The sequence below is a fragment of the Cobetia sp. UIB-001 genome (genome assembly GCF_044789135.1).
Taxonomy (GTDB): domain Bacteria; phylum Pseudomonadota; class Gammaproteobacteria; order Pseudomonadales; family Halomonadaceae; genus Cobetia; species Cobetia amphilecti.
In genome coordinates this window covers 2484788-2510075 of sequence record NZ_CP058244.1, presented here as the reverse complement: position 1 = coordinate 2510075, position 25288 = coordinate 2484788, and the positions used below count along the sequence as shown (strand labels likewise).

The 25288-nt window shown below is 60.9% G+C and carries 20 protein-coding genes; 15 read left to right on the top strand and 5 right to left on the bottom strand.

Annotated elements, in window-relative coordinates; genetic code table 11:
- Positions 1-5 precede the first annotated feature (5 nt).
- The 9 genes from HA399_RS10445 (at position 6) to HA399_RS10405 (ending at position 12912) form a co-directional block, all read left to right on the top strand.
- Positions 6-1097, top strand: coding sequence for a zinc-binding dehydrogenase (locus tag HA399_RS10445; RefSeq protein WP_107334500.1), 1092 nt, complete (start codon positions 6-8; stop codon positions 1095-1097).
- 150 nt (positions 1098-1247) lie between these two features.
- Positions 1248-2600, top strand: coding sequence for an adenylosuccinate lyase family protein (locus HA399_RS10440; RefSeq protein WP_404324906.1), 1353 nt, complete (start codon positions 1248-1250; stop codon positions 2598-2600).
- Positions 2601-2949: 349 nt separating this feature from the next.
- Positions 2950-4470, top strand: a complete 1521-nt coding sequence (locus HA399_RS10435; RefSeq protein WP_404324905.1) for a BCCT family transporter — start codon at positions 2950-2952, stop codon at positions 4468-4470.
- Between the two features lie 141 nt (positions 4471-4611).
- Positions 4612-5535, top strand: coding sequence for a LysR substrate-binding domain-containing protein (locus tag HA399_RS10430; protein ID WP_404324904.1), 924 nt, complete (start codon positions 4612-4614; stop codon positions 5533-5535).
- Between the two features lie 129 nt (positions 5536-5664).
- Positions 5665-7089 (top strand): NAD-dependent succinate-semialdehyde dehydrogenase, encoded by a 1425-nt coding sequence (locus tag HA399_RS10425; protein WP_404324903.1) that lies wholly within the window; start codon positions 5665-5667, stop codon positions 7087-7089.
- Positions 7090-7642: 553 nt separating this feature from the next.
- Entirely contained in the window at positions 7643-9250 is a 1608-nt protein-coding gene (locus tag HA399_RS10420; RefSeq protein WP_054557121.1) for a BCCT family transporter, read from the top strand.
- Positions 9251-9976: 726 nt separating this feature from the next.
- Positions 9977-11515, top strand: a complete 1539-nt coding sequence (locus HA399_RS10415; protein WP_404324902.1) for a catalase — start codon at positions 9977-9979, stop codon at positions 11513-11515.
- A gap of 204 nt (positions 11516-11719) precedes the next feature.
- Positions 11720-12310 (top strand): ankyrin repeat domain-containing protein, encoded by a 591-nt coding sequence (locus HA399_RS10410; protein WP_284891926.1) that lies wholly within the window; start codon positions 11720-11722, stop codon positions 12308-12310.
- Positions 12311-12567: 257 nt separating this feature from the next.
- Complete coding sequence (locus HA399_RS10405; RefSeq protein ID WP_404324901.1) at positions 12568-12912, top strand: hypothetical protein; 345 nt, start codon at positions 12568-12570, stop codon at positions 12910-12912.
- Between the two features lie 329 nt (positions 12913-13241).
- Here the strand turns inward: HA399_RS10405 and HA399_RS10400 are convergent, their stop codons facing one another.
- The 3 genes from HA399_RS10400 to HA399_RS10390 all read right to left on the bottom strand — a co-directional run bounded on the left by HA399_RS10400 (position 13242) and on the right by HA399_RS10390 (position 16056).
- Positions 13242-13937 carry a fibrobacter succinogenes major paralogous domain-containing protein gene (locus HA399_RS10400; RefSeq protein WP_404324900.1) on the bottom strand — a complete coding sequence of 232 codons (696 nt, stop codon included), beginning with the start codon at positions 13935-13937 and terminating at the stop codon, positions 13242-13244.
- Between the two features lie 49 nt (positions 13938-13986).
- Positions 13987-14937, bottom strand: a complete 951-nt coding sequence (locus tag HA399_RS10395; RefSeq protein ID WP_404324899.1) for an SDR family oxidoreductase — start codon at positions 14935-14937, stop codon at positions 13987-13989.
- Between the two features lie 444 nt (positions 14938-15381).
- Positions 15382-16056 (bottom strand): HAD family phosphatase, encoded by a 675-nt coding sequence (locus HA399_RS10390; protein WP_054557124.1) that lies wholly within the window; start codon positions 16054-16056, stop codon positions 15382-15384.
- 276 nt (positions 16057-16332) lie between these two features.
- Here HA399_RS10390 and HA399_RS10385 point away from each other — a divergent pair, with 276 nt between their 5' ends.
- Both HA399_RS10385 and HA399_RS10380 read left to right on the top strand, forming a co-directional pair.
- Positions 16333-16779: a MarR family winged helix-turn-helix transcriptional regulator gene (locus HA399_RS10385; RefSeq protein ID WP_404324898.1), complete on the top strand. Its 447-nt coding sequence runs from the start codon at positions 16333-16335 to the stop codon at positions 16777-16779.
- Positions 16772-17518, top strand: coding sequence for a siderophore-interacting protein (locus tag HA399_RS10380; RefSeq protein WP_404324897.1), 747 nt, complete (start codon positions 16772-16774; stop codon positions 17516-17518). Before HA399_RS10385 ends, HA399_RS10380 begins: the two co-directional genes overlap by 8 nt.
- A gap of 134 nt (positions 17519-17652) precedes the next feature.
- Here HA399_RS10380 and HA399_RS10375 read toward each other — a convergent pair whose 3' ends face one another.
- Complete coding sequence (locus HA399_RS10375) at positions 17653-18552, bottom strand: LysR substrate-binding domain-containing protein (RefSeq protein WP_404324896.1); 900 nt, start codon at positions 18550-18552, stop codon at positions 17653-17655.
- Positions 18553-18670: 118 nt separating this feature from the next.
- Here HA399_RS10375 and HA399_RS10370 point away from each other — a divergent pair, with 118 nt between their 5' ends.
- Positions 18671-19753 carry a tartrate dehydrogenase gene (locus tag HA399_RS10370; RefSeq protein WP_192839318.1) on the top strand — a complete coding sequence of 361 codons (1083 nt, stop codon included), beginning with the start codon at positions 18671-18673 and terminating at the stop codon, positions 19751-19753.
- 81 nt (positions 19754-19834) lie between these two features.
- Entirely contained in the window at positions 19835-21109 is a 1275-nt protein-coding gene (locus HA399_RS10365; RefSeq protein WP_192839317.1) for an SLC13 family permease, read from the top strand.
- Positions 21110-21229: 120 nt separating this feature from the next.
- Here the strand turns inward: HA399_RS10365 and HA399_RS10360 are convergent, their stop codons facing one another.
- On the bottom strand, positions 21230-23185 hold the full coding sequence (locus HA399_RS10360; RefSeq protein WP_404324895.1) for a TonB-dependent receptor domain-containing protein: 1956 nt from the start codon (positions 23183-23185) through the stop codon (positions 21230-21232).
- A gap of 309 nt (positions 23186-23494) precedes the next feature.
- Between HA399_RS10360 and HA399_RS10355 the strand changes: the two genes are divergently transcribed.
- On the top strand, positions 23495-23929 hold the full coding sequence (locus HA399_RS10355; RefSeq protein ID WP_404324894.1) for a MarR family winged helix-turn-helix transcriptional regulator: 435 nt from the start codon (positions 23495-23497) through the stop codon (positions 23927-23929).
- An 81-nt stretch (positions 23930-24010) separates the two neighbouring features.
- A complete protein-coding gene (locus tag HA399_RS10350) occupies positions 24011-25264 on the top strand; it encodes an FAD-dependent oxidoreductase (RefSeq protein ID WP_404324893.1) in 1254 nt (417 codons plus the stop codon).
- Positions 25265-25288: the final 24 nt, after the last annotated feature.

Genomic DNA, 25288 nt, shown 5'->3' with positions numbered 1-25288 from the left:
GGAACATGAAAGGCAAGATTGCAGTGATGAGTGAGCCGGGCAAATTGGGCTATCAGGAATTCGATGTGCCAGCCCCGGGGCCGGGCGCCGTGGTGGTCAAGGTATTGTGCAGCAACGTCTGCGGGTCAGAGCTGCATATCTGGAAGGGCGAGCATCCCAAGAAGAGCGGTGGTCTGGGGCATGAGACCGTCGGGGTGATCGATCAGCTGGGCGAGGGCGTCACGACGGACAATGCCGGTGTGCCGCTGGCCGTAGGCGACCGCATCGCGGCGACCTATTTCATCGCCTGTCAGCGCTGTCCGGCCTGTCAATCCGGCAAGCTCAACCTGTGTGAGAACGCCTATAGCTTCTGGGCCAGATCTCCTCAGGAAGCGCCGCACTTCCACACTACCTTCTCTACCCACTACTTCATTCATCCCGGCCAGTTCTTCTACAAGGTGCCGGACAACGTGCCCGACAAGCTGGCGGCAGGCGCCAACTGCGCCCTGTCACAGGTCTTCTATGGTCTGGATCTGGCGGAGGTCAAGATGCAGGACCACGTCGTGGTCCAGGGCGCGGGTGGTCTCGGCATCTACGCCACGGCCATCGCCCATCGCAAGGGCGCGACTGTCACCGTGATCGACGCCGATGAAGGGCGCCTGGCACTGGCGCGTGAGTTCGGCGCCGACAACGTGATCAACTTCAAGGACTACCCGAGCAAGGAATCGCGTATCGAGCGCCTCAAGGAGCTGACCGGTGGCAATGGCGCCGATGTCTGCCTGGAAGTCGCGGGCGTTCCGGAAGCGTTCGTCGAGGGCATTGAGCTGGTGCGCAGCGGCGGCAAGCTGGTGACTATGGGCAATGTCACGCCGGGCAAGACCATCGCCGTTGACCCGGGCTTCATCACCCGTCAGCAGGTCACCATCATTCCGGTGATGCGCTACCAGCCTCGTTATCTGTGGCACTCGCTGAAATTCCTCAGCGACAACATGACGACATTGCCGTTCGAGAAGCTGCTGGATACCGAGTATTCCCTCGAATGTGTCGAGAATGCGCTGGCCGATTCACTGGCTCGCAAGGTGACACGCGCCTCCATCGTGATGAGCGGCGAGGGCTGATTGCCCGCAGGGACAGCCTGGCTGTCGCTGCCACTCGCTTCTATCCGCTTCTTCATTCGCCAGCCGCTCAGCCAATGATCCGTGACTGGGGAGACCCCTGCACGGCCCATCAAGCGCTCCCTGTCTCCGGGGAGCCGCCAGGACATCGTCATGACCGCTTCCATTACCGACTCACAACTCTTCGCGCCGTTGTTTCACTCCGAGGCCATGCAGGCCGTCTTCAATGATGAGGCGCGGGTAACCGCCATGCTGCAGGCGGAGGCCGCCCTGGCGCGCGCCCAGGCACGGCTCGATATCATTCCTGCCCAGGCAGGCCAGCAGATCGATGACGCCGCGCGCGAGATGCGCGTCGACATGCCGCGCCTGGCACGTGACGCCGGCATCGTGGGCTATCCGGTACTGGGACTGGTGCGTCAACTGTCCGAAGCCGCCGGCTCCTCGGCCAGTGGCTATGTGCACTGGGGGGCGACGACCCAGGACATCATGGATACCGGCACCGTGCTGCAGATACGTGAAGGTCTGGCATTGATCGATCGCGACCTTGAGCGTGTCGAGCAGGCACTGGCGGCGCTGGCACGAGAGCATCGTGAGACGGTGATGGCGGGGCGCACGCATCTGCAACATGCCTTGCCGGTGACCTTCGGCTACAAGGCCGCCATCTGGCTGGACGGCGTGCGCCGAGCGCGTACCCGCCTGAGCGAGATGCAGCCGCGGGTGCTGAATGCCCAGCTGTGGGGCGCTGCCGGCACGCTGGCCTCCATCGAGCACAATGCCGAGGCACTGACCTCTGCCTTCGCCGAGGAGCTGGGGCTGAATGCGCCGCAGGTGCCCTGGCATGCGACCCGCGATGGCTTTGCCGAAGCCGGTTGCCATCTGGCGCTCATGACCGGAGCGCTGGGCAAGATCGCCTTCGACATCATGATCATGTGCATGGATGAGATTGCCGAGCTGTCCGAGCCGTTCGTCAAGGACCGCGGAGCCTCTTCCACCATGCCGCAGAAGCGTAACCCCATCTCCTGCGAGGTGATTCGTGGCTGCAACATGGGCGTCAAGAAGGCGGCCGCGCTGCTGATGGATGCCCAGGAAGCCGATTTCGAACGCGCAACCGGCCCCTGGCATGCCGAATGGATCGGTCTCCCGCAGGCCTTCGTGCTTGCTCATTGCGCGGTCTCCCAGGCGGTCTTCGTGCTCGAGGGGCTGGAAGTCTTCCCGCAGCAGATGGAGAAGAATCTGGGGCTGAGTCAGGGCCTGATCGTGGCCGAATCGGCGATGATGGCGCTGGCCAAGGGCATGGGGCGTCAGGAAGCCCACGATGTCGTCTATGCGGCCTGCCGTGACGCGCAGCGTGACGGTATCTCGCTGCATGCCGCGCTGTGCGCCAATCCGGCCGTCACCGGCCACCTGAGTCCGGAGCAGCTGGCCACCGTGCTGTCGCCTGCCTCCTACCTGGGCATGGCGACCACCATAGTCGATCGCATGACGACGTCGGCCCGGGCTGATTGACCCGCTGCGCCAGCTAAAGGACCAGAGCTTGAAAGACAGGTCATGACTACAGGATTTGAAAAAAGGATTTGAACAAAAGAATTTGAAAGAAAGGATTTGAGGAATACGTCGCGAGACGACGAGCCATGTTTGCGAAGCGCCATCGCCATGCCTGCCGGGCATCGGCTCGGACTCCTCGGGCGCGCCAACCCGAGGAGCCCACCCCGCATTCAGGCCGAGCGTTCGCCACGCCGATTCAACAGCACCATGCACTTATAACGATAAAAAGGATAACGCCATGTCTTACGCCGCCTCTGATAAGGGCGCGCAGGAGAGATCTGCCTCCGCGCCGTCCAACAGCAATCGCAGAATGCAGATCATCAGCATCCTGATCGTCGCCGCCGTCGCCTTGCCATTGATCCTGTTCCCCGAGCAGGGCAAGCAGTCGATGGACATGATCTTCGGTTGGATGACGCGCAACTTCGACGTCGTCTTCCTGGGCATGCCGCTCGCCTGCATGCTGTTTCTGGTCTATCTCGCCATCTCGCGCTTCGGCGACATTCGCCTGAGCGCCCGCCAGACCGACAAGCCCGAGTTCTCCAAGAGCTCGTGGATCATGATGGTCTTCCTGGCCGGCAACGCGACCGGGCTGATGCTGTGGGCGGGCACCGAATGGGGCTTCCACTTCAATTGGCCGCCACTGGGCATGGACGCCAAGGACCCCGCGCTCTACACCATCGGGCAGGCCTACGGCATCTTCCACTGGGGGCCTTCCGCCTGGGCCATGTACTGCGTCCCCGCCGTGGCGATGTCCTACATCTTCTATGTGCGCCAGACCCACATCTACAACCTCAGCGAGTCCTGTCGTGGCGCTCTCGGCGGGCTGGTGGACGGACCGCTTGGCACCGCGATCAATTACCTGTTCCTGTTCGGCATGCTGGGCGCCGCCGCCACCTCGCTGGGGCTCGGCACTCCGATGATCAGCACTGCGCTGGCGAGTGTCTTCGGCCTGACACCGGGGGTGGAGCTGGATATCGCCATCATTCTGGTCTGCACCGCTGTCTTCACCATCAGTAGCGGTCTCGGGCTGGACAAGGGCATCAAGCGACTGAGTATCTTCTCCACCGTCGTCACGCTGGCCATCGTGGCCTACATCCTGCTGGTCGGCCCGACGCACTTCATCATCAGCCTGGGCTTTGATTCCGTCGGCTATACGCTGCAGCACTTCCTCGAGCTGAGCACCGTGACCGACAGCGTGGCCAAGGGCGGCTTCCCGCAGGCATGGACCGTCTTCTACTGGGCCTGGTGGATCGCCTACGCCCCCTTCATGGGCATGTTCGTGACGCGTATCTCCCAGGGGCGCACCATCCGCGAAGTCATCGTCGGCATGCTGGTCTTCGGGACCGCCGGCACCGCGCTGTTCTATGTCGTGGTCGGAGGGTATTCGGTGGATCTGCAGATGACCGGTCAGCTGCAGGTGGCAGAGCTGGTCAATTCCGCGGGGGCGCCGGCGGCGGTCATCGAGGTCTTCAATCAGCTGCCCGGCGCTGCCCTGGTGCTGATCGCGCTGGTCATCTCCGGCATCGTGCTGCTGGCGACCACCTTTGACTCGGCGGCCTATGTGCTGGCCTGTGCCACCTCGCGCCAGCTGGGCGAAGGGCAGGAGCCTGAAAAGAGCAATCGCCTGTTCTGGTGCTTCGTCATCACCATCTTCCCGCTGTCACTGCTGTTCGTGGGTGGCCTTAAGAGTCTGCAGACTGCCTCGATCATCGTCGCCTTGCCGTTGGTGTTCGTGATGATCGCGATGATGATCTCCACCTTCCGCTATCTGCACGCCGATGCGGACTTCGAGAGCGTCAAGATCAAGCTCAAGCCGGTGGAAAAAGTCTGAGAGTGGTCTTAATGCCGCGTGCCTGTCAGGCGAGAGCGTTAGGATGCCAGGCACGCGGCCCCGATCAAGGAAGCGACGGGGTATCGAGGCTCGAAATCGGCAGGTTCGAGCATGGTCCAGGCAGGCAGCAGAGAAGCAGCGATGAAACGTCCCCCTCCCCATAACTGGTTGTTCATCTTCAAGGCCGTCGTCGACGCCGGTTCCATCACGCTGGCGGCTGAACGCCTCAGCGTGACCCAATCCGCGGTGAGCCAGCAGCTCAAGTCGCTGGAAGAGTATCTGGGCAAGCGGTTGATTATCCGCAGCAAGAAGGGCGTGGCGCTGACCGATGTGGGACGCCATTACTACAACGTCATCAAGGTATCGCTGGACAGCATCTCGAACGCGACCGATCAGATGTTCGGCCGTGATCGACGCGACACGGTCACGGTGCGGGCGAACTACTCCTTCGTGGAGCATTGGCTCACCCGCCACCTGCATGAATTCCATGCCCTGTGTCCGGGCGTCTCCTTCGAGCTCTACACCGGGTTCTGGTTGTCGGACTTCGATCAGAGCAGCGCCGGTGTCGAGATTCGCTACGGCGAGGGCGGCTGGGCAGGCTATCACTGCCATCGCCTGAGCCGGGACACCACCTACCCCGTGTGCTCGCCCGAATTGGCCGCTCGGATCACCTCACTGGAAGACGTCTTGGCGCATCCACTGGTGGCCATCATGGGCAATCGCACCGGCTGGCTAGAGTGGGCCCACCAGAATGGCATCCCCCTGCAGAGCTGCCAGCCGGCCCTGTCGGTGGAGAACAATCTGCTGGCCTATGAGCTGGCCGCCAATGGGCCTTACGTCACGCTGGCACTGGACTCGTTGGTCGGTGACCACCTGGCCAGCGGTCAGCTGGTCAAGGTTCCGGGCGGCGAAGTCGCCAGCGTCGAGGATTTCTATGTGCTCGAGCCGGCCAATGGCACCCATACGCCAGGTGAGGCGATGTTCATCGACTGGTTGAAAGGCAAGTTCAAGGCCGGTTCAGCGGCGCCGGAAGCTGCACCGCAATCGGCAGGTATCGCGCGCTGAGTCAGGCAAGCCCATGAGTTCACGCAAACCTTCAGTTCACGCAGCACGTGATTTCACACACGTCATAATCCCTTCGCTATGGCCGGCTCAGGCCGTCATCAGCGAGCTAGATGTCACCAAGAGGACGCCATGAACAATTACAAGCTTTTGATCAATGGACACTGGACCGACGGCAGCAGCGACGTTCGTGAGCAGGTCATCGACCCGGCCAACGAGTCGGTGATCGGGGAGTTCCTGCATGCCAGCGCCGAGGATATCGACGCCGCAGTGGCTTCCGCCAAAGAGGGGCTCGAGGAATGGAAGGCGGTACCGCAGTGGAAGCGCGGTGAGATCCTCAAGCGTTCTGCCGATCTGCTGCGCGCCCGCAAGTCGGACATCGCGGCCATCCTGACCCAGGAGCAGGGCAAGCCGTTGGCGGAGTCAGAGGGTGAGATCGAACGCGCAGCAGACTTCCTGGAGTGGGGCGGTGAAGAAGCGCGTCGTATCGCCGGGCGCTTGATCCAGGGCCGTACGCCGGGCAATCGCATCGAGATTCGCAAGATGCCGGTGGGCGTCGTCGCTGCCTTCTCGCCGTGGAACTTCCCGGTCGTGCTGACGGCCAAGAAGCTGGCGGGGCTGCTGGGGGCGGGTTGCTCCTGCGTGCTCAAGCCGGCGGAAGAGACGCCGGGCTCGTCGATCGCACTCGTGCAGGCCCTGCTGGATGCCGGTGTCCCGGACAAGGCCATCAACCTGCTGCTGGGCAAGCCGGGGGATATCTCCTCGCGCCTGATCGAGCATCCTGCCGTGCGCAAGATCACCTTCACCGGCTCATCGCCGGTGGGCAAGCTGCTGGCGTCCAAGTCCGGTGAGTACATGAAGCCGGTCACCATGGAGCTGGGTGGCCATTCGCCGGTCATCGTCGCGCAGGACAGCGACGTGGAGAGCGTCGCCAGAATGCTGGTGGCCAAGAAGTTCTTCAACGCCGGTCAGGTCTGTGTCTCGCCGACGCGCTATTTCGTGCACGAGAGTGTCCATGAGCGCTTCGTGGCGACCTTCACCGCCGCTGCCGCCGAGTTGAATGTCGGTGATGGCCGCCAGGCGGGTACCCAGATGGGGCCCCTGGCCAACATCCGTCGTCTGGATGCCATGCAGGCCCTGGTGGATGACGCCTGCCATCGTGGTGCCAAGGTGGAAGTCGGCGGCAAGCGTCTGGGCGACAAGGGATTCTTCTTCGCCCCGACCGTACTGACGAATGTGCACCCGGAGTCCGAGTTGATGAAGACCGAGATCTTCGGCCCGGTCGTGCCCATTACGCCTTACCGCACGGATGAGGAGGTCATCGCGCTTTCCAACAGCGTCGATTACGGCCTGGCGGCCTATGTCTTCACGCACGACCCGACGCGTCAGCAGTTCTTCAAGGACAACATCTATGCGGGCACGATCGGCGTGAATGACGTGCCGGCGCACTTTGCCGAGGTGCCGCTCGGGGGATGGGGCGATAGCGGGTATGGCGTCGAGGGGGGCATCGAAGCGCTGGATGCCTATATCAAGACCCAGTACGTCAGCCAGTGCTGATCGCTCAAGACCGGCTTGTCTGACCCTGAGCTGGAAGGGGGCAGCTTCCCGCGCATGAGAAGTGCTCAAGCGCTGAGCGTCTTGTGACACGAGGTGAACGTGGATGATGCGGCTCATGATAGTGGCGCATCGGCTGGCGAGACCCTCGCGAAGCAAGGGGCGGAAAGACTGCCGCGTCAGGTGCTGGCTTCTGCGTGACAGTCGCCGCTCATGAGCGCTTGAGAACCACAGGCCGCCGACATTGACGTGTCGGCGGCCTGTTCGCGTCTGGTGGAAACTTGGTCGAGGAGGGCGCGAAGAAGGCATGAGGAGAGCGCGGGGAGATGGAGTGCTCAGCGCGAGGTTGATGAATGAAATTCATGTTTGCATGAGAAAATACCGTGTCGCGATTCATGCTCCCCGCGGTTGCCGGGAAAGTATAATGCGCGTGGAATAAAAAAATGTATAATACCGCGCTCTTTTCATTACGAAAAATTATTGAATACAGCGAACTGCCCGAGCAAGAGCGACGTCTCGCCCCTCTTGCTCGGGCTTTCTCACTAAGGTGGTAGTCGTGCAAGAAGCAGTTCCCCCCGCCAGTGATGGCGATCATCTGGACCCGCGTGTCTTCATCCCAGCCGTATTGGTCATCCTGGCCTTCATCGGCCCGGTCATCCTGTTCCCGGATGCCAGCACCGCGCTGATCAATGCCGCTTTCTCCTTCGCCACCGGCAAGTTCGGCTGGCTGTATCTAGTGGCCGGCCTGAGCGTCGTCGGATTCCTCATCTGGCTGGCCTTCAGCCGCTACGGCAACGTCCGACTGGGCGGGGCAGAGGACACGCCCGATTTCTCCTACTTCAGCTGGGTGGCGATGATCTTCACCTGCGGGATGGGGATCGCGATCGTCAACTGGGCGTGGGTCGAGCCGATCTACTACTACACTTCGCCGGCCTATCACGTGGCGGCCAAGAGCCGTGAAGCCGCGGAATGGGCGCTGGCCTTCGGTCAGTTCCACTGGGGGCTGACGCCGTGGGCCTTCTATTGCCTGCCGGGCCTGCCGATCGCCTACTCCATGTACGTCAAGAAGCGTGATGGCGTGCGTCTGTCCGTCGCCTCACGCGGCGTGCTGGGCCGTCATGCGGATGGTGCCTGGGGCGTGCTGCTGGATTCCATCGTCGTGTTCGGGATCGTCGGCGGCGTCGGCACCTCGCTGGGGCTGGCGGTCCCTCTGGTGTCACAGCTGGTCAGCGGTATCCTCGGCATGGAAGCCAATTTCGGGCTGGAAGTCGCGGTGCTGTGCATCTGGACGGCGATGTTCTCCGCCAGTGTCTGGTTCGGCCTGGCCAAGGGCATCAAGATTCTCTCCGACGTCAACGTGATCCTGGCGATCTTCCTGTTGGCCTTCACCTTCATCGTCGGTGACTCGCAGTTCATGGTCGAAGGCTTCGTCAACAGTCTCGGCAAGACCCTGGGCAACTTCATCCCGATGAGCCTGTGGACCGACCCGGCGGGGGATTCCACCTTCTGGAAGGACTGGACCGTCTTCTACTGGGCCTGGTGGATCGCCTACGCGCCGATGGTGGGTCTGTTCGTGGCGCGTATCTCGCGCGGCCGTACCATCCGTGAGCTGATCATCGCGGAGCTGGTGTTCGGCTCGCTGGGGACCTGGGTGTTCTTCGCGGTGTGGGGCGGTTACGCGCTGGACCTGCAGATCAGCGGCGCGCTGGACATCAAGGCGCTGCTGGACAGCGGCGGTATCCCGCTGGCGGTGGAAGGCATTCTGCAGACCCTGCCGTATGCCAAGCTGGTCACGGTGGCCTTCATCCTGCTGTGCTTCATCTTCCTGGCGACCACGCTGGACAGCTCGGCCTACGTGCTGGCCTCGGTGACCTCACGCAAGCTGTCCGGGTATCAGGAGCCCAAGCGCTCGTTCCGCTTGATCTGGGCCTTCCTGATCGCGGCCGTCGGCGTTGCGCTGATCCAGTTGGGTGGCCTGCAGACGGTACAGACCTCGACCATCGTGGTGGCGCTGCCGATGATTCCGGTGATGCTGATTCTGGCGCTCTCGATGCTGCGCTGGCTCAAGAATGACTTCCCCAAGGAAGAGCTGAATCCGGTACTGGTCATCGATGACATGCCTGCCTTCCAGCGCAAGCCGAAGAAGACGAATCGCCAGGCGTAACCGCGCCATGCACTGAAAGATACGTCGCAGGACTTCACGACAAGGGCCCCTCAACATGAGGGGCCCTTGTCGTTTCTGGCGTATGCAAACGCCTGACAGGGCGCAGGTTTGGCCTGGCTCAGGCATACCATGCCCGGTCCTTCGCTCGGCCATGTCTCTCGTTCATTTCTCTCGGTCATTTCTCTTTGTCATTTCTGGCAGGGGCGATCAAGTCCTATAGCGCTTGTCGAGAGGCGCTCAACAGTAGGCTCTCAACAGTAGGCTCTCAGCAACAGGCGGACGGCAGCGGACGACAAGGCAAAAAAGGGGGGAGCGCGCGGATGGTGGGCCTTCATCCTTTCGTATTCGAGGTGGGCGACGGCCAGCACCGAGTATCTTGAGCCGCGCGGATTGGATGACAGGACGCAACAATCCTGGCCTGAACGGCTGGCCCTCAGGCCTTGGGTTGGCGGTCTCTCGCTGGGCGATTGATGACGGTGAAGTTTGCATCTGACCTGAAAACCGCAGCAGCGCGACACCTGTATGCATGAACATGCAGAAAGTCGTGGCCGTCGTGGCGGACGCCACCTCGGGTTCCTCGCTGGCGGGATGAATCAAATGGTGCTTATATTGCAACACGTTAGGTTTTCGCTATTCCCTGGTTAGTTATTATTTATTTTTGCTATGGGAACTTCTCGCCAATACTCCTCGCCCCGTTACTCCCTGATTTAACGAGGAATTTGCGAGATGCTGAACGTACGTTTTCCCATGAAGACCCTGACGGCCGTGATGGCGCTGGGCCTTTCTGCCAGCAGTCTGGCGCAGCAGGAAGTGATGACTCGCTCCAATGGTGCGCCGGTCGGCAACAACCAGAACTCCCTGACCGCCGGCCCGAACGGCCCGACACTCCTGCAGGACCACCACCTACTGGAGAAGCTGGCGCACTTCGAACGCGAGCGCATTCCGGAGCGTGTCGTCCACGCTCGCGGTACCGGTGCCTACGGTGAGTTCCGTGCCACCGCGGACCTGACCGACCTGACCGTCGCGGCACCTTTCCAGGACAAGGGCCAGGTGACGCCGGTCTTCGTGCGCTTCTCCAGCGTGATCAATAGCAAGGGCTCGCCGGAGACCCTGCGCGACCCGCGTGGCTTCGCCGTCAAGTTCTACACCGAGCAGGGCAACTGGGACATCGTGGGCATCAACTTCCCGGTGTTCTTCATCCGCGATGCGATGAAGTTCCCGGATATGATCCATGCGCTGAAGCCGGACCCGCGTACCAACCTGCAGGACCCGAATCGCTACTTCGATTTCTTCAGCCATATCCCCGAAAGCACCAACATGCTGACCTACCTCTACTCGCCGCTGGGGATTCCGACCAGCCTGCGTGAGATGGATGGTTCCGGCGTGCATGCCTTCAAGTTCGTCAATGCCGAAGGCGACTGGAAGTACGTGAAGTTCACCTGGAAGTCGCGTCAGGGCAACCACGGCATGACGCCGCAAGAAGCCGCCAAGGTGCAGTCCACCGACTTCAACCATCTGACCGATGACCTCTACACCCATCTGGATGCCGGCGATGACCCGGTCTGGGATCTCTATATCCAGACTCTGGATCCCAGCAAGCTGAACAGCTTCGATTTCAATCCGCTCGATACCACCAAGATGTGGCCGGAAGACCTGATTCCTGCCCGCAAGGTCGGTGAGCTGACGCTGAATCGTACGCCGGACAACTTCTTCCAGGAAACCGAGCAGGCGGCCATGTCGCCGGCCAACCTGGTGCCGGGTGTCGAGCCCTCCGAAGACCGCATGCTGCAGGGGCGTCTGTTCGCCTACGCCGATGCCCAGCGTTATCGCCTGGGAGCCAACTTCATGCAGCTGCCGGTGAATTCTCCCAAGAATGAGGTGCACAACAACCATCAGGACGGCGCGGGTTACTCCAAGCCGCGTTCCGGCTCCATCAACTATCAGCCGAGCCGCAACGCCGACTCGCTGGTGGATGACAGCCAGTACGAGTACAAGCGCTACACCTTGAATGGCACCACCCAGCAGCAGCCGATCGGCAAGCAGCAGAACTTCGCTCAGGCCGGTGAGCTGTATCGCTCCTTCTCCGAGCAGGACCAGGACGCTCTGATCCAGGCGCTGGGGACTGACCTGGGCAAGGTCAAGAACGAGGAGATCCGCGAGATCATGGTCAGCCACTTCTACCAGGCCGACCACGAATACGGTGAGCGTCTGGCCAAGGTGGCAGACGTCGACATGGACGACGTGGAAGAGCTGATCGAGGACTGAGACATCTGAGTCAGCGGCTGAAAGCAAAGCGTATGAAGAAAAGCGTGATGCGATCGCGATCAACCGCTGTCCGGAAGTCCCGGACCTGTTTCACCCGGCAGGGGAGCTTGCGCTCCTCTGCCGGCCGGCACACGAGCGCAACATGAGTGCAAGACGAGCTCAACATGTGCGCATCACGAGCGAAAGATGAGAGAGGAGCGCAAGATGCATACGATGCGAGCCACAGACCCCATCGGGCAGCAACACGGCCTGGGCAGAAGATGGCTGGCGGTGTTGGCCAGTCTGCTGATGATGGTGATGGCGGGGCAGGCTGTCGCGGCTGGCGACATCGATATCTTTGACGCCGCACGCGATGGCGACAATGCCGCGATCCGTGAATATGTTCAGCAGGGCGGTGATCTCTCGGTCACCAATTCACGCAGCTATACCCCTTTCATTCTCGCGGCCTACTACGGGCATACCGACACCCTGGCGCTACTGAAGTCTGCCGGTGCTGACGCCTGTGCACTCGATGAGAAGGGCAGCAATGCCTTCATGGGCGTGGCGTTTCGCGGCTTTGACGAGACAGCCAGATGGTTGATCGCCAATACCGACTGTGATGTGAATCATCGCAATTACAGTGGCCAGACGGCGCTGATGATGGCGTCCCTGTTCGGCAATGAAGACATCATCAAACTGTTGCTGCAGGCAGGTGCGGACCCCTCGATCCAGGATGCGCGTGGCAATACTGCGCAGTCATTGGCGGCGGCCCAGGGCCTGTCACGTATCGTGACATTGGTGAAGTTCAATATGTGAGGTCAGGCGTGGCCAAGGGTGGCCAGTGAAGCCTGTTCGGGCAATCTATCGGCTGACAACGCGCTTGGCTCACAGGCCCTTGGCGCCACCAACCTGACGTTCTATCGACTTTACGTTCTATCGATTTCAGGTTCTATCGATTTCAGGTTCCATCGATTTTACGTTCCATCAATCTTGAGTTCTATCAATCTGACGTTCATAAAATCGCAAGTCTTGCAGATCTGACCAACCCAACGCAAAAGACGAGAAGTGACATCATGAAAGCCATGAAAGTACTGTGTGTGACAGCTGCGCTGTGTGCTGCGAGCAATGCGGCATTTGCCGACAACGGCGAAAGCGACACCCGTGTCCGTGAGGCGTTGAGCGAGAGCCGTATCATGGGGCAGGCGCAGCCGGCCGAGCGCAGCACGCAAGTCTATGTGGAAAGCGGCATGAGCGTGGCGGCAGGCAGAGTGCAGCATGCCTTGAGTGAAGAAGGCAGCCGCGGACATGCTCGCAAGTGGGCCATTGAAGACAAGAATCACGCGACGGATTTCGTGAATGATGCCGGCAAGAGTGTCCCTGCCACCCGCATCGAGCATGCCTTGAGCGAGAGCGCCTGACCGCCGATATCACCTCCGGGATGGAGTGTGCGTGACATCATGGTCGAGTCTTTCTGAGCGCTAGCTGCCAGCCAGCAATGATCAGCACGACACAATAACGTGAAGCCCGCCATTTGCGGAAAGACGCTTGACCATGACGATGTCATCTTGCTCCCGGAATCGGCAGGAACCCTTCAGCAAGGATTCTTGTTGAATCACGCGTTCAATCGCTGACGCCCGAATGTCTTCAATCGGGCTGACTCAGCGGATCAGAGTCCTTGCTCAAGCGCTCCTCGCGCCTATATCACTACCGACTGTGCCCCTCCCATTACCCCAGTGTTGTGCCCTGATCAGTCCTTTACGCATCTCACCGAGAACATGCCACTTTTGCCAAGTGTCGCTCGGCGGATCTCGCCCTTGTGGGGATTCCACCAGGAGTAGGCCAGAGTTCTGGCAAACGCTTTGGTCGGCGTCGCCTCACTGCGGGTCCAGAATTCTGTGTAGGCGCCCTGGGTGATATACCAGCCCTTCCACTTCACGCCAGCCGGCCTGGCAGAAAAGCCGGTGAGATTGATGCGCGCCTGATCGAAGGACGTCAACAGGGAGTCGGGCTGAGCCGCCTTGAGCGTGATGGCGATATCATCATCGCCACGCCAGCCCGTCGAGTCGATCTCCTTTTCTGCAATTCCGATGGCGCGTTCCAGCGCTTTCCAGTCCTCATCCGAGGCGACTCTCCAGCCCGCCGGGCAGAGATTGCGAGCATCACTGACATCATGCCAGTCATACAGACGGCCATATGACAGCAGGTTGTCGGGGTCATCCTCAGGGATGAATGCCGTCCGGATAGGCGAGCCATCCTGAAAGCGAGTCGTTCTGAGGTTGTCGGCAAGCCAGGTCTGAGCGCCGATCTTCACGCTGCGATAGGTATTGCCTTCACTGTCCTGAATCGAGGTCTCCGGCTGGATGATCTCGTCGTAAAGGTTGTTGGCAAACGACATGTTCGGAATCATCATCAGAAGACCTGTCACTACCAGTGATACATTCATGGGATTCACCTCCCTGAAGGTGGCGGGAAGGTCGGTGGTCGGCTCAAGGTCAAATCGACCAGCTCAACTGCGTTGCCTTCTCCGAGACTTGCCACAGTCGGGTCATGACGCTCTTCTCCAGAACGAATGCCCCCAATTCACACTCGCCCACCGGCCCGCCGAAATTCATCAGCCCCGTCGGGCCATGGTAGGCCCGCTGCCTGAGAGTCTCCTCGGTGGCGCACATGACTTCCGGGTAAGCGCCTTTCTCGGCTGTCTGCGCCATGCCCGTCTTCACCATCACTGCCCAGCTGAGTCGAGTCGCCAGATTGGCGTTGTCACGAATCAGTGAGGTGTTGGACGCGCCTGGATGGCAGACAAAGACGTTTACCTGGCGACCTGCGGCCTCAATCCTGTCCTGCAATTCATAGGCGAACATCATCTGTGCCAGCTTGCTGTGGCTATAGACCTTGTTCGGGTGATAGTTGTGCTCCCAGTTCATGTCATCGAACTGGATGGTTTTCAGGCCCATCTTGTGGCCTTCACTGGAGACCACGACGATCCGCCCGTTGGAGGCATCGATACGCTCGAACAGCAGCCCGCACAGCAGGAAATGCCCGTAGTGATTCACGCCCAGCTGACTTTCGAAACCGTCGACGGTGAGTTGCTGTCGGGAAACCTGAGCGATGGCGCCATTGCAGATGAGGGCATCGATCTGCGGGACCTTCTCCAGCACTTCCGCGGCCGCGCTGCGTACGCAGGCCAGCTCCGCCAGATCCATGCGTATATGACTGACATTCGCCGTGGGGCCAAACTCCTCTTGCAGCGCCGCGATGGCCGCCTCTGATCTGGTCGGGTTGCGATTCAGCATCACGACGGCGGCACCCTTGCTCAGCAATATGCGCGTCGCCTGAAAGCCCGCGCCGCTATTGGCGCCGGTGATGAGATAGGTCTTGCCGACGAGCGAGCCGATTCTGTCCGGGGTCCAGCCCTTGGGGCCAAATGGGGTGTTGCGAGTCATGGTCAAGATCCTGATGGCAGGTGTGCGACGGTTGCGCTTGGGGTACGTCAGGGGCGCGCACGAGAGCTGCGTCTGGCTTTGCGTACGGTCGTATCCTGCGAGCCTTGCGAGTCTGGTGCGTGTTTGCTGTAGAGACACTATAAGTATCGAGGAGAGTGATATATAGGCGCTATAGTCGCTAAAACTTGCCTATTCGTCTCGGCAGGAGAGGGAGGCTTGCGGCATTCGCGAACGGGAGTGCTGGTGGCTACAACAGGCAAAGCGAGTCACACCACAAGCAGCCTGTCTTGTGCGCCAGGCATGAAAAATCCCGCCTCAGGGGCGGGATTCTCGCTGCGGGGTTCTCGTTGCGGGATGTCATGAGACGGGGTTTCACGAGCCGGGGGCATGGTGCGGGAACTGAGGGAGAAGGCGCGACGACGTCTAGTACTGAGCCGCGAGCTTCTAGTACTGCGCAGCGAGCTTCTGGGAAATCTGCGCCACCAGTCTCGGCAGCTCGCGCGCATGGTGCATGCGCAGTGCGCCACGCGGCGTTTCATGGCCGTCGTCGTGATGGGCGAAGTGGATGACCTGCATGCCGGCATCCAGCCCTGCCTGTACCCCGACGATGGCATCATCGATCACCACGCAATGTGATGGCGAAAAGCCCATCTGCTCGGCCGCGAGTCGATAGATGCGCGGGTCCGGCTTCCACACGCCCAGGGTATAGGCGCTGTAGATATGGCCATCGAAGAAGCGCGCCAGGCGTGTGGTATCGAGCGCCAGACGCACCTTACGCTCCGGCCCGTTGGACACCACGCCACAGGGGTAGCCTTCAAGCTCCATCAAGGCGGCTGACATGCCGGGCATCGCCGTCAGGCGTGCCTTCATCAACTCTTCCAGCAGGGCGCGCATCTCGCCTTCCATGCGCCGTGTGGGCGCTTCTTCCAGAACGCCATGGGCTGCCTCCAGCGTGCGCACGATGCTCATGAAACGCATGCCGCGAAACTCGTTCATGTAGCGGTCGCTGGTAAACGGCAGACCATAGCGGGGCAGGGTGCTGGACATGGCCTCGGCGAGGAGGATTTCGCTATCAACCAGGGTGCCATCGGAATCAAACAGCAGGCAGAGTTCAGCCATCGATGCCTCTCGTGGGCGTCAGGAATGTGTGGCCTTCGACCTTAGCAGGTTCCCGCTCGCTGTCACCATGTCACGCAGCAAGAGTTGCCGAAAGCGCGCCTGGCAGTGGAGAGAAGCGTGATAGGCATATGAGATTTTAGGCATTAAGATGAGAATGCTTCTCGATCATATTTTTGTTGACAGTATCAACCATCTGCCAATATAGTTGACCTATACCAACCATATGGTGAGTGACACATGAGTCAGGCATCACTCAATGATGTGCTGCATCAGCTGATGCATGTCTATCGCAGGCAGCTTCGTCTGGGCATCCAGCGCTACCAGCTTGATCTGCCTGTCACGCACATTCGGGTGCTGAAGGGCATTGGCCGTACCTCCGAGTGCACGGCGCACAAGATCGTGCAGCATCTGGGGCAGGACAAGGCGCGCGTGACGCGGGTGCTCAATGAATTGATGACGGCGGGATTGATCATCAAGACGGAAAATCCGCAGGACCGTCGCAGCCTGTTTCTCGCCCCCACCGAGGCGGGCCACGACATGCTCAAAGAGATTGAAGCCCTGGAAGATGAGACCGCTCGGCGGATGGCGGGAGACCTCAGCGATGAGGAGGTCGCCACCTTCCTGAAAATGGCATCTGCCATGATCCACAATACAAGCGAGTGTGAAGCACGCGATGCTGAACAACTTGAAGGCGTTTGCCAGAGGAGTGCGCAAGATGGGTAAGCCCGCAATGCGAGAGCTTGAAGTGATTCGTTCCACCCCGGTGACGGAGCATATGCTGCGCGTCACCCTGGGCGGGGAGAATATCGGCTCCATCCCCGAGGGGCAGGAGAGCGCCTATATCAAACTGGTGTTTCCGCGCGGGGAAGGCGAGCGCCCGATGATGCGCACCTATACCATTCGTCATCAGCGTGCGACCGAGATCGATGTCGACTTCGCGCTGCACGACCACGCCGGCCCGGCATCTGCCTGGGCCGTCAGCGCCCAGCCGGGGGACCGCATCACCATCGGCGGCCCGGGGCCAAAGAAGCTGATCAACATGGAAGCCGACTGGTTCCTGCTGGCGGGTGACATGACGGCCTTGCCGGCGATCAGCGTCAATCTGGCCGAGCTGCCGGCAGACGCGCGCGGCCACGCCGTCATCGAGGTGGCCAGCGAAGCCGATATCCAGGCGCTTGAGCATCCGGCCGGCATCGAGCTGCACTGGGTCATCAATGCGCAACCGGACCCGAGCGGCCAGCCGCTGCTGGACAAGATCGCCTCCTTGCCGAGCCTGGAGGGTCAGGTGTCTGTCTGGGCGGCCTGTGAATTCGGCAGCATGCGAGCGCTGCGTGCGCACCTCAAACAGGTGCATGAGATCCCCAAGTCCCACTTCTATGTCTCCAGCTACTGGAAGATCGGCCAGTCAGAAGACGGTCACAAGCTGGCCAAGCAGCAGGACGCCGAGGCGGAAGGGGCGTGATCACGCCACCTCTGTGATCGCCTTGAGGTCTCTGAGCAAGTGAATGAGCTGCCTTTCCCCAATGCCCTGATGCGCGCCTGCATCAGGGCATTTCGTTGTCGCAATGAAGCTTTGGCCCTGCAGAAAGCCGTGCGTCATTTGAAGGGATGGCGGGCCAGATAGTCCTGGGTGTGCTCAATGAAATGGCGGATCCGAAGCGGCAGCACGGCATGATGTTGATAGACCAGATGGATGTCGGCATTGGGCAATTGATACTCCTCGAACAGGATCTTGAGCTCTCCCGCCTCGACACAAGGCGCCACATCCCATTCCGCTCGCAGCACGATTCCGCGGCCATCCAGGGCCCAGCGAAGGGCGCTTTCCCCATCATTGGTGGACAGGCTGCCGCCCACCTTGACGCTACAGGTTTCCTCACTGCCCTGAAATTTCCAGATGCTCCATGAGTCCCGATTCTGATGCAGGGTGATGCATTCGTGGTTGGCCAGTTCATCGGGATGCTGCGGGCACCCATGGCGGGCAAGGTAATGCGGAGAGGCACAGACGATGCGGCGATGTGAGGCGATCTTGCGTGCATGCAGATTGGAATCAGGCAGCTCGCCGAATCGAATGGCGACGTCAAAGGCACCATCGACCATGGCGTGCGGGATGTCGGAAAGATGCAATGTCACCTCGACCTGCGGATATGCCTGAACGAAGCCCGAGATGATGGGCGCCATGTACTTGCGCCCGAAGCCCAGCGGGGCGTTCACCTTTAGTCTTCCTCTTACCTGCCCCTCATGGCGGGAAAGCTGCTCTTCCATCTCCAGCACCTGGCTCAAGGTCTGTTCCGCATGGCGCTGATATATCTGGCCTTCGGGCGTGAGGCTCATGGAGCGCGTGCTGCGGTTAAACAATTGAATCTTGAGTCTTTTTTCAATGTTTGCCAGTCGCTTGCTGACGGCTGCCGGACTGATGTCCAGCACGCGGGCGGCGTTGGACATGCTGCCTTCCCGACAGAGCGTCAGGAAGAAATCGAGTTCTGTGAGCGATTGCATTTTCAACTTCCTGGTTGAAGGTGTTGTGAATGCTAGTGCATTGTCGGCTCGGTGGCTCGCTGGCTAGTGTGTGATCACGCCTTGATTCACCCACCCCAATGACAAGAGAGCCTACATCATGAATAGCCACCGTATTGCAGTCATCCCGGGCGATGGTATCGGTCTTGAAGTCATCGAAGCCGGCAAGCGTGTGCTGGAAGTGCTGGCGGAAGACAATACCGATGTCACCTTCGACTTCGTCGACTTCGACTGGAGCTCCGAGCGCTACCTCAAGACTGGCCAGTACATTCCAGATGGCGGCATCGAGGAGCTCAAGACCTTTGATGCCATCTATTTCGGCGCCGTAGGCAGTGAAAAGGTGCCGGATCATATCTCGCTGTGGGACCTGCGTCTCAAGATCTGCCAGGGGTTCGATCAGTACGCCAATGTGCGCCCCGCCCGTGTTTTCCCGGGGATCACCAGCCGTCTGCAGCAGGCGGAGGATATCGACTGGGTCATCATTCGCGAGAACAGTGAAGGGGAATACTCCGGGAATGGCGGCCGTGTCCACCAGGGGCTTCCGGAGGAGGTGGGGACTGAAGTCTCGATCTTCACTCGCAAGGGCATCGAGCGCATTCACCGCTTCGCCTTTGAAATGGCGCAGTCCCGTCCGCGCAAGCATCTGACGCTGGTGACCAAGTCCAATGCCCAGCGCCACGGCATGGTGTTATGGGACGAGATCTTCTTCGAAGTCGCCAAGGACTACCCGGACGTCACGATCACGCGTGAACTGGTCGACGCCATCACGACTCGCATGGTGCTCAAGCCCCACATGCTGGACGTCATCGTCGCGACCAACCTGCATGCCGATATCATTTCCGATCTCGCTGCGGCTCTGAGCGGCAGCCTGGGGATTGCCCCGACCGCCAACCTCAATCCGGAAGGCACCTTCCCTTCCATGTTCGAGCCTATCCACGGCTCTGCCTTCGATATCACCGGCAAGGGCATCGCCAATCCGGTGGGCGCCTTCTGGACGGCCGTCATGATGCTGGAGCATCTGGGTGAGACGGCACTGGCCAAGCGCCTCATGACCGCCATTGAAGAAGTGGTCGCTTCGGGTCTGCATGCGCCAGACCTGGGCGGCAGCGCCACCACGCGCGAGATCACCGATGCCGTCTGTGAACGGGTTCGCGCGACTCGTCAGAGCGCCGCCATCGCCTGACGCAGTTCTTGCAGCATCCAGGGGGCAGGAACGCCATGCCTGCCCCCTGCGCGTGAAGGTTCCAACCACAAGGACAATAAAATGGACGCGCAACTTCTGACGCTGGCCATTCTCATGGTCGCGATCGTACTGTTCGTCTCGGAAAAGATTCCGCTTGCCCTGACTGCCATGCTGGTACTGATCAGTCTCGTGCTGGGCGACATCCTCACGCCAGAGGAAGCCTTTTCCGGGTTCATCAACAAGAACGTGATTCTCTTCTGCGCGATGTTCGTCGTCGGCGGTGCCTTGTTCGAAACCGGCATGGCCAATCGTATCGGTGGCATCGTGACGCATTTCGCCAAGACAGAGCGACAGCTGCTGCTGGCCATCATGCTGGTAACAGCGATTCTGTCCGGCTTTCTGTCCAATACCGGCACGGCTGCCGTATTGATCCCCGCGGTGGTCGGCATCGCCAGTCGCTCCGGGATTCGCCGCTCCAAGCTTCTGATGCCGCTCGCCTTCGCTTCCGCAATGGGCGGCAATCTGTCCTTGATCGGGGCACCGGGTAACCTGATCGTCGACAGCACCTTGAGCAAGATGACCGATGGCGCTCAGTCCTTCGGTTTCTTCTCCTTTGCGATGATCGGCATTCCGATGATGATCTTCGGCCTGCTGTACTTCCTGACCATCGGCTACAAGCTCCTGCCGGATCGTCCCGGCGGCGATGGGGTCGAGATGTATGACGAGCAACCGACCATGGCACCGCTCTGGAAGCAGTACCTGGCGTTGGGTGTGCTGGTGCTCACCATTCTGGCGATGGTCTTCGATGACGTGATCGGTTTCCCCATGCATGTCATCGGTGTCACAGGGGCGCTGCTGCTGGTCTTGACGGGTGTCATGAAGGAGCGCCGTGCGCTGGATGCCATCGACTCCCGCGTCATCTTCCTCTTCGCAGGCATGCTGCCCATGGCCATCGCCATGCAGAAGACGGGGTTGGGCACGATGATGGCGGAGCACGTGGTCGCCTATCTGGGCGAAGCCCCATCACCGCGCGTGTTGCTCAGTGTGCTGTTCGTGATATCCGCGGGTCTCTCGCAGTTCATGTCCAATACGGCCACGACAGCCCTGTTGGCCCCTATCGGCGGTGCGATCTCGGTGGGATTGGGCGCTGACCCCAGTGCGGTATTGATGGCGATCTGCATCGGCGGCTCCTGCGCCTTTGCAACGCCGCTGGGCATGCCGGCCAACACCATGGTGTTGGGGATCGGGGGATATCGCTTCAATGATTACGTCAAGGCGGGCCTGCCCCTGGTGGTCGTGGGCTATCTGGTCAGCGTCGTATTGCTGCCCATCATCTGGCCTTTCTATCCGGCTTGACACCTGGACTCCATTCTACCTGGGCTGATATGCGCGCCATGAAAAATGCCCCACAGGCCAGGCCTGTGGGGCATTTTTTCGTCAGCTGATCGCGGGCTTTTCGTGAAGTCAGGGACTGGGTCAGAAGCTGTAGCTGGCACCCAGGCGGATGTCACGGCCCGGCTCCAGCATGCTGTCACCGCTGCTGAGCAGGTAGCTGCTGTGGTCGCTGTAGCGCTTGTCGAACACGTTGTTGACCGCCAGTGTGAGGGTCAGGTCCTGATATGAGGCGGGTGTCCACTGGGCGCGGATGTCGTGCGTCACGTAGCCCGGCTTTTCCTCGTCGCCTGCTGCCACACGTTCCAGACGTTCCACCGCGTTCAGGGTGTAGCCCAGGGTGACGTTGTGGTTTGGCAAGCGGTACTGGTGATCCCAGGTCCACTTGTCGCCGGTGGAGGCGCCGATGTTCATCTCGTCACCCAGCGGGTCGCCGTCGTTGTTCTTCATCACCACCTTGGCGTAGCCCAGGCGCGTGTCGTAGCCGCCCACGCCCCAGTTCAGGCTGGCTTCATAGCCACGGCTCTCGACTTCGCCCTCCAGGTTGTAGAGCACCGCTGGATCACTGCCGCGATCATAGGCCTGATAGTTCTCGATATCGGTATGGAAGCCGGTCAGCGCGAAGCCGAGGCGATCTCCCGCCATCAGGGCGTCCCGCTGATGCCAATCCAGACCGATCTCGCGCTGGCGAGCGCGTTCCGGCTCAAGCCCCTCCGCGATGGTGACGTCATCGCCGATCAGGATCACTTCACGTGCCTTGGCACCGCGAATGGCCTCGCCGTAGCCGGCATGCAGGGTGAGGTTGTCAGTGGCATCGACACTCAGAATCGCGTTGGGGGAGACCTCGCTGCCACTGACGCTGCCCGCCTCGCCGTAATCACTGTCGTAATCATCCAGCCGCGCGCCAACGGACAGGGCCCACGGGCCCAGCGTCATACGGTTCTGGGCGTAGACTCCCAGGTTGCGTGAGGTGTCTTCGTTGTTGGGGCCGGCGCTGCCTGCGTCATCGGAGCGACGAGTGTCCTGATCATAGAAGTCCACGCCAGTGGTCAGCGCATGTGCCACGTCACCCGTCTTGAGGCGCAAGGTGTTGCGGACATCCGCGCCGAATTCGCGGGAACGGCTGGTGCTGCCGGCCTCGACACGATCCAGTTCCTGGGTGGTGTGATAGAGGGTGGTTCTGGTGTCGATCAGGTCATTGCCCGGGTGCCAGGCATGATTGACGGTGAAGGTCTCGCGCTCCATTTCCTGATAGGTCGGCTGCTGACTGCTGAAGCTCGGCATGTGCGGACGCGTGAAATAGGTGCCGTGATCGGTGGTGCGCTCGGCGCTGATGCGCAGGTCCTGATCATTGACGTCCAGCAGTGACATCTTGAGCAGGTAGCCACGCTGCTGGCCTGCGGTCTGTTCCTGCTCACCGCCACCGCCAACTTCATAGTCATCGCTGTTGCGGCCGCTGACATATCCCATCAGACCAAGATTCTCCCCCAGACGACCATAGAACGCCGTGGTGCCGGAGGTGGCATCCGCTGCACTTTCGGTGCCGACGGAGACGCGCGCGCCCAGGTCCTGACCGGGCTTGAGCAGGTCCTGCGCATCCTTGGTCTCGAAGCGGAGACTGCCGCCAAGCGCGCCCGGGCCATCATCGGCGGTCGCGGGGCCTTTATCGACTTCCGCCTGCTTGAGCAGGGCCGGGTCAATGGTCAATCGGCCGGTATGGTGGAAGAGGTAGCCGCCCTGACGCGCGCCATCGATGGTGACGTTCAGGTTAGTGTCTTCCAGGCCGCGTACATAGACCTTCTGGCCGATGGCGATGCCACCGCCGACACTGACGCCCGGTTCGGCGCGGAACAGGTCTTCCAGGTCGCGTGCCTGACGCTGATCGATCTCTTCAGCGCTGATCACGACATTCTGTTCGAGACGGTCTTCGCTGATGACGAGGGTGGACATGTCGTCCGCCGAGGCGTGGCCCGAGAGGCTCAGGGTCAACGCACTGGCGGAGAGGACGGCTGCGGTAAGCGGATGGAGGCGGAGGTGCACGTGATATCCCTTGCTTTGAATAGTTATATGTTGCGTCTGGCAATGCTAATCGTTCTCAATAATGAATTGCAAGATTCTTGCACAATATTTGCCTGCAGCGTCTGCTGGCGTCGTATCGGGGAGACAGGTCGCGATTGAGTTGCTCGCGCAAGGCATTGCCACGTGCAAGCCAATAGGGTTGGTGGACAAGGATTGCTCAATAAGGGTTGCTGGATAAGGGCTGCCGGATATCGGTGCGCTTTTTATCGTGCTCGGTTATCGTGGCAAGCCACGTCCCCCTTTTTGACCACCGTCACGTGAGGCACCAGAGTGGATCAAGCAGAAGTACTGTACGAAGCCGTCAATCAGCTCATCCGTGTCCATCAGTTTCGCGACAGGGAAAGCATCTGCCACCACAACGTCTCCGTCGCTCAATGCTATGCACTGGAGACGCTGGTCAAGCGCGGACCGCTGAGACTGCAGGCGCTGGCGGACGAGATGTACCTCGACAAGAGCACGACAAGCCGGGTCGCCGACTCGCTGATCCGCAAGCACTATGTGCGCAAGATCGAAGACCCCAAGGACCGGCGTGCCGTTGAGCTCTCGCTGACCCCGGAGGGCAGGGCGCTGTACCAGCAGATTCACACCGAGCTGGTCGCGGAAGAGGCCTCGATGATCGAGGGCCTGTCGCCGGAGGTCGTGGAGGGCGCAGTGACACTGCTCAACAAGCTGACCCTTGCCGCGCGGCAGCGCCTGGGTGACTGATTGAGCGCCTGGGAGTAGACATTGGCGTGGAGGGATACTAGGTTTGTTGTCACTGACAACATATTGCTGCGAGAGACTGCCATGAGTCGTGATATCACAAGCCTGCCGGTGGCCATCATCGGCGCCGGGCCGATAGGGTTGAGCGCCGCCATCCATCTGCTGGAGGCAGGGTTGGAGCCGATTCTCTTCGAGTCGGGCGCACACGCAGGCGCCAACCTGGCCAGCTGGGGGCATGTGCGCATGTTCTCGCCCTGGTCATGGAATATCGACGCTTTAGCGGCCGAGTTGCTGCAGGAACAGGGTTGGCGCGCCCCGGACGCCGCTGCCTATCCCACCGGGGCAGAGTTTCTCGACCGCTATGTTGCACCGCTCGCCGCGCACCCGTCGATCAGCTCGCGGCTGCATGTCGATAGCCGCGTCACCCATGTCAGTCGACAACAGCATGATGTGCTGCGCAGTGGCGGACGCGATGAGGCGCCCTTCGTGCTGCGCGTCGAGGGCCCTGACGGCCCGCGCGATGTGCAGGCCCGCGCAGTGATCGATGCCTCCGGCACCTACCAGACCCCCAACTGGATCGGCGCGCATGGCATTCCCGCCATTGGTGAGCAAGCGGCGGCCGAAGTCATCGCCTATGGCGTGCCGGACATTCGCGGCACACAAGCGGCTGAGTATGCCGGCAAGTCGGTACTCGTGATCGGCAGCGGTCATTCGGCGCTGAATGCATTGCAGGACCTGATTGCGCTGGCAGACCACGAAGAGGGGATGCGAATCGTCTGGGGTGTGCGCTCCGCCAATATCGAGGAGGTCATCCGCCCGGCGCCCAATGATGAGCTGGAGGAGCGCAAGGCGCTCGAACTGCGCATCAAGGCGCTGCTTGAGGAAGGCCGGATCGAGGTAGTGACCGGGCTGGCCGTCGAGGCGATCGAACACCAAGCGGGGCGCTGGGTCGTAAAAAGTGGCGAACACCGGCTGCCAGCGGTGGATCGCATCATCGCGGCCACCGGCTTCCGCCCGTCTCTGGGGCTGCTGTCTGAATTGCGTGTCTCGCTGGACCCCGCGACGCAGAGCCCTATCAAGCTTGCGCCGCTGATCGACCCCAACCAGCACAGCTGCGGGTCGGTGCCGGAACACGGCGCAGCCGAACTGCTGCATGCCGAGCCAGGCTTGTTCATCCTCGGCATCAAGAGTTACGGCAGAGCGCCGACCTTCCTGATGCGCACCGGCTATCAGCAGGTCAGATCCGTGGTGGCCGCGCTGGCAGACCCCGCCTCCATTCGCCCGGCACCTGTCTGCAATGCCCCGGCTACCCGCAACGCCTGCTCTGCACCCGCCTGATCGAGTGGTGGTGATCGGCTGGTC